General features: G+C 44.4%; 11 protein-coding genes and 1 tRNA gene. 5 read left to right on the top strand and 7 right to left on the bottom strand.

Annotated features, from left to right (window positions below):
• Positions 1-191: 191 nt before the first annotated feature.
• The gene (locus D0A34_20355; protein UNU20910.1) at positions 192-1,151 is read right to left on the bottom strand and encodes an RNA polymerase sigma factor, RpoD/SigA family; all 960 of its coding nucleotides are present in this window, start codon (positions 1,149-1,151) and stop codon (positions 192-194) included.
• A gap of 124 nt (positions 1,152-1,275) precedes the next feature.
• On the opposite strand from D0A34_20355, the gene D0A34_20360 reads away from it, so the two are divergent.
• Complete coding sequence (locus D0A34_20360; GenBank protein UNU22393.1) at positions 1,276-1,473, top strand: hypothetical protein; 198 nt, start codon at positions 1,276-1,278, stop codon at positions 1,471-1,473.
• Positions 1,474-1,888: 415 nt separating this feature from the next.
• Here the strand turns inward: D0A34_20360 and D0A34_20365 are convergent, their stop codons facing one another.
• The 4 genes from D0A34_20365 to D0A34_20380 form a co-directional block, all read right to left on the bottom strand.
• On the bottom strand, positions 1,889-2,665 hold the full coding sequence (locus tag D0A34_20365; GenBank protein ID UNU20911.1) for an RNA methyltransferase: 777 nt from the start codon (positions 2,663-2,665) through the stop codon (positions 1,889-1,891).
• A 73-nt stretch (positions 2,666-2,738) separates the two neighbouring features.
• A tRNA-Leu gene (locus tag D0A34_20370) sits at positions 2,739-2,820 on the bottom strand.
• Between the two features lie 264 nt (positions 2,821-3,084).
• Positions 3,085-4,173, bottom strand: coding sequence for an alanine dehydrogenase (gene ald, locus D0A34_20375; GenBank protein UNU20912.1), 1,089 nt, complete (start codon positions 4,171-4,173; stop codon positions 3,085-3,087).
• A 103-nt stretch (positions 4,174-4,276) separates the two neighbouring features.
• Positions 4,277-5,122, bottom strand: a complete 846-nt coding sequence (locus tag D0A34_20380) for a class I SAM-dependent methyltransferase (protein ID UNU20913.1) — start codon at positions 5,120-5,122, stop codon at positions 4,277-4,279.
• A 434-nt stretch (positions 5,123-5,556) separates the two neighbouring features.
• On the opposite strand from D0A34_20380, the gene D0A34_20385 reads away from it, so the two are divergent.
• The 4 genes from D0A34_20385 to D0A34_20400 all read left to right on the top strand — a co-directional run bounded on the left by D0A34_20385 (position 5,557) and on the right by D0A34_20400 (position 9,984).
• Positions 5,557-7,095 (top strand): DEAD/DEAH box helicase, encoded by a 1,539-nt coding sequence (locus tag D0A34_20385; protein ID UNU20914.1) that lies wholly within the window; start codon positions 5,557-5,559, stop codon positions 7,093-7,095.
• Between the two features lie 246 nt (positions 7,096-7,341).
• Positions 7,342-7,803 carry a hypothetical protein gene (locus D0A34_20390; GenBank protein ID UNU20915.1) on the top strand — a complete coding sequence of 154 codons (462 nt, stop codon included), beginning with the start codon at positions 7,342-7,344 and terminating at the stop codon, positions 7,801-7,803.
• Between the two features lie 15 nt (positions 7,804-7,818).
• Positions 7,819-9,033: a DUF790 family protein gene (locus tag D0A34_20395; protein UNU20916.1), complete on the top strand. Its 1,215-nt coding sequence runs from the start codon at positions 7,819-7,821 to the stop codon at positions 9,031-9,033.
• Between the two features lie 231 nt (positions 9,034-9,264).
• On the top strand, positions 9,265-9,984 hold the full coding sequence (locus D0A34_20400; protein ID UNU20917.1) for a DUF2786 domain-containing protein: 720 nt from the start codon (positions 9,265-9,267) through the stop codon (positions 9,982-9,984).
• 91 nt (positions 9,985-10,075) lie between these two features.
• Here the strand turns inward: D0A34_20400 and D0A34_20405 are convergent, their stop codons facing one another.
• Both D0A34_20405 and D0A34_20410 read right to left on the bottom strand, forming a co-directional pair.
• A complete protein-coding gene (locus D0A34_20405) occupies positions 10,076-11,914 on the bottom strand; it encodes a tetratricopeptide repeat protein (protein UNU20918.1) in 1,839 nt (612 codons plus the stop codon).
• Positions 11,915-11,940: 26 nt separating this feature from the next.
• Entirely contained in the window at positions 11,941-13,341 is a 1,401-nt protein-coding gene (locus D0A34_20410; GenBank protein UNU20919.1) for an ATP-binding protein, read from the bottom strand.
• Between the last annotated feature and the right edge of the window lie 20 nt (positions 13,342-13,361).

Consider the following 13,361-nt stretch of genomic DNA (forward strand, 5'->3'; position numbering starts at 1 on the left):
TGTTAGACGCGGGCAGTTAAATTAAATAACCCTTATCTGATCGCTGCTGATCTTTATTACTAAGTAATTACTAATGTAGCAGGACAGTCATAGCAACCAAGTGGGCACAACCGAATTAAAAGCGGCGGTTTTTACGATTTTAGATTGGGGATTGCAAGTGGGGGGAACCCGATCGCCAATCCCCAATCTAGCTAGCTGGCTAGATAATCGTTGATATCTTGCTTGCGCTTGCGGAGCTTGGTCAAAGCTTCCCGTTCTATTTGCCGCACTCGTTCCCGACTGATGTTGAGACGATCGCCTATTTTTGCCAAGGTTAAGGTTTGCCCGTCTTCTAAACCGAACCGCAAGGCGAGGACTTCTCGCTGTTGCTGAGTCAGTTCCGCCATCAGGTGGTCTAAGTCAGTCCGCAGGGAAGATTGCAGGGCAAAATCTTCCGGGGTAGTACCCGTATCTTCCAACAAATCGCCCAACTCTGTATCTTGATTGTCTCCCACGCGCAAGTCCAGGGAAAGTGGCAGGCGCGCGCGATCGAGATATTCGCGAATCTGTTTGGGAGTCAATTCTAGCTCTGATGCCAATTCAGCAGCCGTGGCCGCGCGACCGAGCTGTTGAGCAAGTTGGCGCTGAGCCTTTTTAATTTTGTTGAGCTTTTCGGTGATGTGGATCGGCAAGCGGATGGTGCGGCCTTTTTCGGCGATCGCCCGGGTAATTGCCTGACGAATCCACCAATAAGCATAAGTAGAAAATCTGTAGCCCTTAGTCGGGTCAAATTTTTCTACTCCCCGCTGCATCCCGATCGTGCCTTCCTGAATTAGATCCAGTAAATCTACGTTGCGCTTGATATATTTTTTGGCAACAGACACTACCAGGCGGAGATTCGCTTCCACCATTTGGCGCTTTGCCCTTTCCCCCTGCTCGATCGTCCGCTGCAACTGTGCCTCAGACAGCCCAACTGCCTGTGCCCATTCAGCCGCCGTCGGGTCGCGGCCTAACTCTTCGGCTAAAATATCTTTCTCCTGATGCAGTGCGGTTGAGCGCTGTACCTGTTTCCCGTAGAGTATTTCTTGCTCGTGGGTCAACAAGGGAACGCGGCCGATTTCCCGCAAGTAAGCGCGAACAGAATCTGTATCTGAGGACTTAAGAGTTTTCATGAGCTTTTCCCGCTGAGGATCTGTGCCTCTAAAGGTTTGCGGTAGTCGCAAACCCCTAGCTTTAGCTGGGAAGGAAAGCGGGCGGGGACTTGCGCTTTCCTTCCATTTAAAGAGGCTTAATTTTATGGTAGCTAGCTACTACTCCCAGTTAGCACCGTCTCAGGTTAGGTTTTGGTTGGGGCGAGCACAATACTACGTTATGTTAAGAATCTTAACATTTGTGAGAGCAGTTGCCTACAGTTCTTCATATTTATTTCATGTAAGCCTGGACTGTTGGTACGAGAGTACCCGCTTTCCTAGCTTCACAGTTGCATCAATATAAACAAAATCGGCCAAATCTCAGAGGGGGAGAGGGGCACAGGGGCAGAGGGGGATATGGGGAGGGAACACTGTGGGCACAGCGCAAGTGAAAAATACCAAGTGAAAAATACAATTTAAATGCCCGGCCGCTTCAGTTGGCGATCGCACTCCGACCCAAGAAACCGGGCTTTTTAGCGAATCTGCGGTCTGTAACGAGGTATTTTGGTTAAAAAACCCGATTTCAGGCCACCCGTGCCTCCAAGACTATAAATGTGAAGTTACAGATATTGATGAACCCGTCCTACAGATAAGGATTAATTAACAATTAAATAAGAGATTTGAATTGCAGGCATTCGCTCTCCTATCTGGAAAGGAATCTGCGTTCCATCTGCGTTTATCTGCGGTTTCCCTATCAATCAAAAATTTATGCAATAAGTCTAATCAGTTCTTTGCCGTTGAGCTTCGTACAACATGAGGGCTGCGGCGATCGACACATTTAAAGATTCTACGCCACGACTCAGGGGGATTTGGATTTGTCGATCGGCCAAACTCCTCAATTCTTCCGACAAACCAGAGCCTTCGTTGCCCAAAACTATCAGAGTCGGCACTCGCAAATCTACTTCCCAATAACTTAAACTGGCCCCGGCGACGGTTGCTAAAATTTGCATTCCTCGATTTTTATACCCGGAGACTTCGGCGCTTAAATCTGGACTGACTGACATTGGCAGCTTAAACCAAGCTCCTGCCGAGGCGCGCAGCACTTTGGGATGGTCTAAATCGGCGCTGTCTGCGCTCAGCAGCAAACCGTCGGCATTAGCAGCCGCAGCCGTGCGGACGATCGCCCCCAAGTTGCCCGGATCTTGGATTGTTTCTAGGGCTATTCCTAAAGTTGACAATTTTGCTGGTTCTGTTGCAGTGCGGGGTGCGGTGGCGACAATGCCGTCGGGTTGGACTGTAGTGGCGATCGACTCTAACACTTTTGCACTTACTAATTCTGTGCGATCGGCTAAATTACCAACTTGCTCCCACAGTTTCCCGTGCTGATCCAGCCATTCGGGAGTGCAGCAAACAGTTGCTAGCTGGTATTTGGCAGCGCAAGCTTCTTCGAGCAAGTGCGTCCCTTCGAGTAAAAATAATTGTTGTTCCCTGCGTCCCTTCGAGCTGTGCAGCTTGCGAATTTCTTTAACTAGGGGGTTTTGAAGACTTGTCAGCATTGTTTAATTCAGCAGAGCGAATGGGGTTATTGCCTTTACCGGGTTAACCCCAAACTTCCTTCTGCCTTTGGAATGCGGAACCCGGGACTTGAACCCGGAAGGCTTGCACCACATGAACCTGAATCATGCGCGTCTACCAATTCCGCCAGTTCCGCATCGGTCACGAATTAATACTTTGCCATAAGTTCGCGAATCTGTCAAGTGTTTTGGGGAATTTATTTTTTTTCTGGACGGCGAGTAATATTTTGCACCAATTACTGTTCGGGTTGAGAAATGCTTTAGTTTCGAGGATTTACTGTTAGCCAAACATCGCAAAACGCTGTGTAGTTGAGTAGGGTGCGTCAGAGCGCGTCCCGTTATTAATAATCCACAAGCTTTGATCTGACGCACCCTACGGGATTTGCTGAAAAAAGGGGAATCTAATCGGCCAAATCGGGGAAAACCTCGCGCACGGCCGGATGCACCAATCGGTGATTCTGCACGTTCAATCCTTTCGCCAAACTCGGATTCATTTCCAAAGCTTTAATCCCGTTATTTGCCAACTGCAAAACATAAGGCAAAGTGCTGTTATTCAAAGCTTGAGTCGCAGTCCAAGGCACAGCCCCGGGCATATTGGGCACGCCGTAATGCACGACTCCTTCCTCAACATAAGTAGGATTTGTGTGAGAAGTTACCCGCAAAGTTTCCACGCAGCCGCCTTGGTCAACGGCTACGTCAACAATCACAGAACCGGGGTGCATCTTCGCAACAAATTCGCGAGAAACCAGCACTGGAGCTTTTTTACCTAAGACCAAAACCGCACCGATTAACAAATCAGCATCGGGAACAACTGCTTCAATTTGCAAAGGACTGCTGTAGAGGTATTCTACTCGGGAACCGAACAGAGTTTCTAAATAGGCTAAGCGATCGACATTTACGTCTAAAATCTGCACTCTCGCGCCCATTCCTACAGCAATTCGCGCTGCTTCTGTGCCGACAATTCCGCCGCCCAAAATCACAACTTTACCCGGTCTCACCCCCGGTACGCCGCCCAAAAGTACTCCTCTGCCACCTTGCTGTCGTTCCAGAAACCGAGCTCCGAACTGCACGGCCAAACGCCCTGCAATAATACTCATCGGCGTCAGCAGCGGCAATTTTCTGTCCGGGAGTTCGACGGTTTCGTAGGCGATGGCCTGGACTCCGCTGCTGATTAAATGCTCGGTTAATGTGCGATCGGCTGCCAAGTGCAAATATGTAAACAGCAACTGCTCTTTTTGCATCAGCGGATACTCAGCAGGCAGCGGTTCTTTAACTTTAACAATTAGTTCGCGATTCCAGACATCTGAAGCCTTTAAAACAATCTTAGCGCCTGCTTCAACGTAGTCCTCGTCCGCGAAACCGGCCCCAGCACCAGCATTCGTTTCCACAAAAACTGTGTGGCCTTTGTCCGAACAAGCCCGGACACTTGTGGGGCTAAGCCCGACTCGAAACTCTAAATCCTTGATTTCCTTGGGGACGCCTATTTCCATCTATAACCTCTAATCTCAGCCATACGTAGATCGAATCTAACCTAAAAACCATCCCCAGCGGGACAATACTCTTGTAGATTTTAGATTTGGCAATCCGGCTGGGCTAGGATAATTTTTGTTGGATTTTTTGCCAGATCGATCGCAATTTCGCAAATCGATCATTTTCCAGACACTCGATCGTCTTTTTAGCTTGTTCCAACTGTAACTGTAGCTGTTGAATTTGATATTGGTAATTCTGCAATTCGGAATTGGCTTCCTGCAACGGAATTCGCACTGCCGTTTCCCCAGTATTTTTCCTTATTGCAACATCGTGATAGCCTAGGGATTGAAAGGCAAAAAATACGAGTTCCCAGTTATTGGCAATACAAAACTCATTGACTGCTTTCGCCACACCGTAAGGCATTACCTCGCATACCGACCAATTCGTGTAATCGTTAAAAACCATCATTCCTTCGGCTTTAACTTTTGTATAACCTTGCTGAATATCTTTGCATACACCTTGATATGCGTGGTCGGCATCGATATACATCCAGTCAAAATACTCATCAGGAAAGCTCCTTAAAATTGTCGAAGAATCGCCTTCGTGAAGCTCTACAGTTCCATTTTCTATCCCTTCTTGAACTAGACTTTTTTGTTTGTTGCTGATTTCAGCTTTGAATAAATCAAAATTATAATCGATCAAATGCAGCTTTTTGGGCTTGGCAATAGCCATAATTTTTTCGGCAAAGCGCCCGTATTGAGTTCCCACCTCAGCCACCACACTATTTTTAGGCAGATATTCCAATATCTTTAATCGACTTTCAACAAAACGACAATTCTTAACGTGACAATCTTGAAGCCTTGGGGCCGAAAGCAGGAAGGGATTGTCATCAAAATTATTCCACTTCTCGTTATTCCAGTCCTTAGTCGCTTGTAAAAATCTTTTCTTGTATTCTATAAAATCAAACATATTATTCCGATGATAATTGAACTCGCAGCCTTGGAAAAAATATCTAATCAATACCAAGCATTTTGTCGTGAGTACCTACGTCCTTTTGTCAATTCATAAGCAATGATTAAAGTACCTACTACATTTTTGTTACATTTTTGATATGTGGAAAATTTTGTCGATCACAAAAAATACCAGGGTAATTCTCTTTGATTTGTGAACGATATTTTTTATAAAGGAACCCCTAATGATGTACAGAAGGAGAAAAAAGAAATATTGACTTTGACAATCGTGAAAGGATGACTCTTTAATTTTAAGTTAACGCTATTTAAGTTTAAAATACATTAGCGTTTAATAGATGTGATTAAATAATAGCTGATAGAGATTCTGCTGTCAATATATTGTATCGGTCACTTATAATTTAACAGGCTTGCACTCAGCGGGTCTCAAAACAAATGCCACGAATACCTACCTTAACATTCGATCGCGGAACGCTACTGCTACACCCGCCGCCCAAAGGCAGAGACTGGGTGGACTTTGCGACATGGGACGATCGCGTGGAAAAATACCGGATTCGAGCCATTCACTACCGCCCGCTGGTAGAATGCCTCCAAGCCGAGTGCATTCACTTCACCGACGAAGCTAGGGGATACGAACTACTCGAACTCGTACCCAGCGTGGAAATGCAGCCTTACCCACATCAAGAACAGGCCCTCGCAGCTTGGCAGGAAGCAGGAAGCCAAGGAGTAGTCGTCCTCCCCACCGCTTCCGGCAAAACTTATCTGGCACAATTAGCCATGCAAGTCACTGGTCGCAGTACATTAATTGTAGTACCAACTCTCGATTTAATGCACCAGTGGTATGCTAATTTAAAAGCAGCTTTTCCCGACATCGAAATCGGATTGTTGGGCGGAGGTTCGCGAGACAAAACGCCAATTTTAGTGGCAACCTACGACAGTGCAAGTATTCATGCAGAAACCTTGGGCAATAAATACGGTTTGCTGGTTTTTGACGAATGCCACCATTTGCCAACGGACTTTTATCGAGTAATTTCCGAATATGCGATCGCGCCTTTTAAACTCGGACTGACAGCTACACCCGATCGCACAGATGGCCGCCACAGCGATTTGCATTTCCTCATCGGCCCCACAGTATTTAGCAAAAGACCCGAAGATTTGGCAGGCGATGCTTTAGCCGACCATAAAATAGTTCAAATTATGGTAAAACTGTCAACAGAAGAAACCGACCGCTACGCCGAATTAATCAACATTCGCAACGACTTCTTAAAACAGTCTAACATCAGAATATCCAGCCTCGATGGTTGGAAACAGTTTATCATGGCAAGCGCGCGATCGCCCTTGGGACGGCGCGCCATGCTAGCCCACCGCCAAGCCAAAGAAATCGCCCTTTGTACCGAAGGCAAACTGCGAATCTTAGCCCAAATACTAGCAGAACACTCTCCCCAGCGCACCCTAATTTTCACCGGTGACAACGCCACAGTTTACCGAATTTCCCAAGAATTTCTCATCCCTACAATTACCCACCAAACCCCAGTCAAAGAACGCCACGAAATCCTCGATCGCTTTCGCAGCGGCGAATACAAAACCCTCGTCGCCTCCCACGTTCTCAACGAAGGAGTGGACGTTCCCGACGCCAGAATTGCTATCATATTGTCAGGTACGGGCAGCGAACGCGAATACATTCAGCGATTGGGTCGAGTTCTCCGCAAAAGCAGCGATGTAAATAAGTTAGCCATTCTCTACGAAGTCGTCACGGAAGACACCAGCGAAGAAAGAACTTCTCAACGCCGCCGAGGAGGAATGCAGCCTCACAAACCCCAACCACAAACACAAATAGAACCGCCAAAGCCAGAATATCAGAAATTAGAAACTGTCAAACCGACACCCATTTACGGAGTCAACCGAGAGACAACCAAAAAAGCAGCAGAATCACCCGCCAAATGGGGAGAAGACAATGATGAAATTCCCTGGTAGTAAGCCTAAATAAGTTAGTTGTGGGATGGGTAGTCTTAGCGAAAAGATGGCTAGATAATTAAATCACTCCTAGGTCTATTTAAAAACTACAATCTACAATCGATTTACGGAGTCAACCGAGAGGCGACTAAAAAGCAGTCGCATCGCCAGCAAAATGGGGAGAAAAAAAATGCTGATTATAAGGAAGATTGAAGATTGCCAAAGTAGAGTATAATCTCAACATCAACTAATTTACATTACCTAAAAATGAGCGAAACTGCACAAATAACTAACTTTAAAGTCTTCCCCAAACATACAGGAGTATGGGAGGGAGACTGGACAATACTCGATGCCGACTGCAAGGAAACCGTGCGTTTTACAGCAGTGTTAACCCAGAAAATAGTTGACAACGAGTGGAGGCAAACTAACGTTCAAACTTATGCCAATGGCAAGAGTGAAACCCAAAATTTTGTGGGTCATGTTGTCGGTGAAGGGCAAGTGCAAATTGAAGGTTTAGAGTCGGTTTTTTCCAACTACAAGACACTAGCGACAGAAGTTGGAGATAATTTGATAATTTTTCAAATATGGGACAAAGCAACTGGCATTCTGAGGGCGGTTGAAACAATCAATCTTGTCAGTTCCGAACGCCGAATTAGGACTACCCAAAGCTTGACAGAAGAGGGAAAACTTAGGGGAGTTATGGTGATTGTTGAACAAAAAATTGAGTAAAACTTTTCACTGCTTATGCTACCCACTGATTTATTAAGTCACCGCCAAAACGGGGAATCAATTATTCCGCTACGCCTCAAGATAGATGCTAAAAACTTAGAGGTAGCTACAGAAATGATCGACTGCTTTCAAGAGTCGATCGGCAAAACCCAGGGCGAACTCGACGGACGCTTGTTAGAATTAGAAGGCGACAGCCCGGATTATCGGCTGAAACGGGGATTAGCGCACCTGCTAAAAAGCGGTTTCTGCACCTTGGAAGTCATCAGTCCCCTAGAACCCTCAGAGTTGAGACAGCGGGTTTTTGCATTGTCCGCCCGATCGACTCCCAGCCCTCAATCCACCCAATTAACCCTGGAAAAAGTAGCAAGTGAACTCAGCCAAGAGTTAAACAGAGAAGTTTTACGCAGCGAAATCACTACAGGTTTATACGCGGATTTAAACGAAAACAAAATCCTCACTGAGTTTAATGCACCAACACCCGAAAACTTGCTTCACAAATACAATCTTTCTCAAGTTCAAGGCATATTTTACCGAGCAAGTCAAGTCCAATTAACCGCCCACCGCAACGATCCAGGAGAATACAAACTCTTATTTCGCTATCTGAAACTATTTCAATTAATGACTTACATCGAAGGCGATGCAGACCACGGTTTTACACTGACAATAGACGGCCCTACAAGCTTATTCAAACCCAGCACCCGCTACGGCTTAGCCCTGGCGAAAATGCTGCCCGCACTGCTGCACGTCACTAAATGGAGTATGCACTCGACACTGCACACAAAAGACCCTTTTAGTGGCGTTTTGAAAACAGGTAAATTCACCCTAGATTCCGACTGCGGTTTAGTCAGCCACTATCCCCCTGGCAAGCCTTATGATAGTATGTTAGAAGCCGCATTTGCTGAAAGATGGAATTCCACAAAAACCGAGTGGCAACTAGAGCGAGAAGTTGATTTAATTCCGATTCCAGGTAGTGTGATGATTCCCGACTTTCGGTTGGTGCATCCCGATGGGCGAGTATTTTTATTAGAAATAGTTGGCTATTGGCGGCCTGAGTATTTGCAAAAGAAATTTGCACAAGTACAGAAGTCTGAATGCGATAACTTGATTTTAGCTATTTCCGAACGGCTGAATTTAGAAAAAGCGGGGGTGAATGTAAATGACGTGCCAGCAAAAGTAGTCTGGTTTAAAGATAAATTGCTGCCCAAATCAGTCCTGGAAGTCCTCGAATAGTTAAGTTATTCTGCATTTAAAATTAACTTTTAGGGCGCTGCTCAAAGCCCACCCCACAAGAGTTTAAAGAAAAATAAATCTACTGTTTTGTTTCTCTCTCTGCGCCCTCTGCGCCCTCTGCGGTTCAAAAAAATCCTCCTCAAAAAACCTCGTACATTCCCAGCTATACTAAAATGAGAATATCCCCGCATCCTTGCCACCGCTTACTCTCACCCTAAAATTGATTGAAAAATGGCAGACACAAGTATTGTCGAAAGAATCAAAAAGCTTTTAGCCCTCGCCACCTCATCCAATGAAAACGAATCGACTGCGGCAGCCGAAAAAGCTTCCCTTTTACTGGCACAGTACAATCTCAGCCTAGCGGATTTAGGGCCAAATCACCAAGAAGAGATTGACGAAAACTCAGTTGAAACAACATCGAAATTTGTCACTTGGAAAATGATGCTGCTTTCGGGAATTGCCGACGCTAACGGTTGCAATGCCATGCGAAATACTTATACGGGCAGTATGTTTTTGGTGGGAACTTCTACCAACCTGATTGTTTGCAAACATCTGTACGAGTATTTGAGTTCGGCAATTGAAAAAAGAGCAAATTACCGCAAAGGAAACGGCAGGGGGTTGGCGTATCTGAATGCTTTTCGGGTTGGATGCGCGACAAGGTTGAGACAAAGATTGTTGGAACAAAAACAGGAGATGGAAGAGTCGGGGATTCCGGGTTCGGGAGATGTGGCGGCGACTCCAGGGATTGTAGTGCGATCGATGTTTGAGAAAAATCAACAGGCGATCGCGGATTATCTAGAGGGCCGAGGGGTTAAAATCAAAACGAGAACAGATTCTCAAGTCAGCAGCGAGGCCGGTTTTAATTCGGGGTATGAAGTGGGCGATAAAATTAGTTTGCACAAGCAAGTGCAGCCGCAAGGGGATCTGAAGCAACTTAATGAAAGTCTTTGAGTTCTGGATAGTAATTGATGGATAATCAAAACAGCGATAAAATTAAAGCAAATTACAAATTAGGTCAGTTTGTACACTAAAAAGTTGCGTATCACTCACCTTTATCCTGACTATTTTTAATACTTTGGAAAACTTGCCACAAGATAAATGTAACCATTACGCTGAGGAAAAGTGCAATCAATCCCCAAATTATCACTGATAGAATAACAGAAAATATTCCTATTAAGGCTAAGGCAAATAATAATCCAATAAATATTGGTATAACCAACCAATGTTTAAATGCCAGTCGAATTAAAGATTTAAATAACTTGGAATATCTTTGCTGTTCTAAATACAAAAAAACCAATTTAATCAGTATTAATATCTCTCGTTCATATTCCCCAAGTTCCTTGGCAATTGGCAATGTCTGCTCGTATAACTCAATAGCTTGTGGTTTGTATCCTAGTTTTAAATTGGTAGCTCCTAAACGAGTTAATGCTACCATTTCCATGTCACGAGTGCCTGTTGTTTGTGCCAATAATATAATCTGCTCGTAACAACTTTTTGCTTTTACGTGATCTTCTTGCTGAGAGTAAATCTCTCCCACACTAACCAGAGCCAAGATTTCGGCTTCACTGTTATTGACTTCACTTAGAAGAATTAATATTAGCTGATAATACTCTATAGCCTTAGGATAACTTTTTAGTTCCTTATAAGCTTCCGCAATACCCAATAATACAGCTATTTCTATCGGGTTGCCAATCTGTCGCACAATTGGTAAAGCCTGCTGATAGCACTCAATTGCTTTGATATAATTTTTTAAAGCTGTGTAAGTTATTCCCAAACCAAACAAGGCCAAAAACTCTCCTTCAATGTCACTTTTTGTTTGTCGCGCAATGCTCAAACTTTGCTGGTAAAAGTTAATAGCTCGATTGTAATCTTCTTGTCGGTAATAAATCCATGCCAAATCTGCTAGTGCCTGTCTCTGACCCAATGGGTCTTGTATTTCTTTTGCTATTGATAAATGCTGATTGTGACACTCAACCGCATTAGTATAATCTTTGAGACGACGGTAAACTGCACCCACATTCATAAAAGACTTTTCCACACCTTTACTGTATTGAATGTCTTGCATAAGATTCAAGCTTTTCAGTAGGCATTGCATAGCTGTAGCATATTCTTTACGAGAGCGGTAAACCACTCCTAAACCTCCTAATGCGGCTCCTTCAAGTTGGCGATCGTAAATTTCTTGTGCAATGAGCAAACCTTGCTTTAAATACTCTATTGCTTGAGTAGAGTTACCCTGGATATGGTAAAAACCGCCCAAATTTGTTAGTGCCACGCCTTCCATACGACGGTCTGGGATTTGCTGTGCAATAGCTAAACTATCCTGATAGCAATTCATTGTTTTGGAAAACTTTCTTTGAGATAAATAAGTATTTCCGAGACTTACCAAAACTATGCCTTCTAGATGGCGGTCTTGAGTTTCCAGTGCAATACTCAAGGCTTGCTGATTGTATTCCATCGCTCTTTCATAGTTTCCTAAAGCTTGATACGCATTGCCCAGACCATTTAAAAAACTAAAATTTTTTATACCGTTTAACTTATGTAAAATCCGGCTATAAACTTCAATCTGTTGTAAATAGTATCCCCAATTACCCAATTGATTGTGTAAATTTTGATGTGTTTGTTTATCTAAAGAAGTAAAAAGGATTTCACTAGCTCTTTTCCAGTCTTCGACTTCACAAAGATGGTAAAACGCTTCCAAATATCCCCGGACTTTCTCAAGATTGGAAGCATCTGACTTCGGTTTATAATCAGTTAGCCACTGTACAACTGCTCTGTACTGAAGCCGCTGCTCGCGAGTTGGAAATTGGGCCCGGAGATCATGAGAATTGATACCTAACTTTTCCACAATCAACTCACCAGATGGGAGCAGGTTATTTTGCATAGTAAGTTTCTCCGATTTTTTTATTTTTATGGAAGGATTAATCTGTGAGCGATCGCCACACTGCGAATCAAATTATGTTGTCCCACCAGCCTATTATCTTCATCGTCAATTCCTCCATCTTCAACTAAATACCGATCGCGCAGAGTTTGCATTGCATCCTGTTGCTGCTTCTCACTGTAACCCTCGTCTTCTAAATTAATCAGCCACCACTTTTCTTTTACGTCGCAGCGATATATTGAGGCAGTGCAAAGCAAAACATAGGCATCATAAACATCATTTTTTAAGCGATCAAATATATTGTCAATCCGTTCCTTAACTTTTCTTCGCAAGACTTTCGTGTATGATGCTAACTGCCACCTATCCTCATCGCCTTTAACTATTCCTTGGTTACGAGCTTCGTCAATAGCCTCTTTTACCTCTTCAATGTAACGACTGTTATCTTTCCAGTAAGCTCTAACTTTCCCACCATAAGAACCCTTAATTTCTCCGGCAATTGTCCGCAAGGCTAAAGGATGCCCGTCATAAACTTCCCCAATTACTCCCAGGGGACTATGTGGTGATTGTATATCGCCATCTAGTTCAGCTTTTTGGAATAACGCTATTTGCTCAGTTCTTTCTAATCCTCTCAAGAGTTGGCAATGCCAGAGATTTTTGTAGCGATCGCACTCTGCTGTCTCAAATTTAGTTGGCAAATCTTGAGATGTGAGGATGAACCGACTTTTACAAGATGGTTCATACAACAAACTTACAAAGAACTTCCCCCACTCCTCATCCGCAAAATCACCCCATCCATCATCTGGAGTTCCCGTAAGTAAGTATTCAATAGAATCCATTAAGATTAGATGCTGATGATTACATAAGTGTTCGACTAAGCGTTGTCGCAGATGCTGTGGCTGACGCTGATCTTGTGGAACATCTACTTTCCACTTCTCCAGCCATTTAAGCGCAACACTGGCAAAATCTGGAACTTGCTCCCTGCTTTCAAAATTCTCCTTGTCTTCCCTCCAGTTTCCCCGCAACTCCTCAACTAACCTCTCAGCAAGGGCAGTTTTGCCAATCCCTGTGATGCCAACCAGGATCAAGACGCGACAAGACTTGCACACCTTAGTGCTCAAGGCTTCAATCAGTTTCTCCCTTTCTTCCCCTACCCAGTTATCGTCATAGACCGAAAAATCTATGTATGAAGCTGTTGGCTGAATTGGACTGTCATCCACCATTTGTTGCCAGTCTTCTAAACCTACAGCCCTACAAATATCGACAAAGTGTTCTTGCACAATTGGTTTGCGCGCCCAAAACTTTATCAACGCGTCTTGTCCAACCTTAGCAGTCAGATACCAAGCAGGAGCCCTTTTTGTCCAGCCCTTCTTCTTTCTAGCCTGATCAACTTTTTCTCGCCCTTGTATGGATAATCTCAGAGAGCTGGCCATTATACCACCTACTTGGCTGT

The organism is Microcoleus vaginatus PCC 9802 (genome assembly GCA_022701275.1).
GTDB classification, from domain to species: Bacteria; Cyanobacteriota; Cyanobacteriia; order Cyanobacteriales; family Microcoleaceae; genus Microcoleus; species Microcoleus vaginatus_A.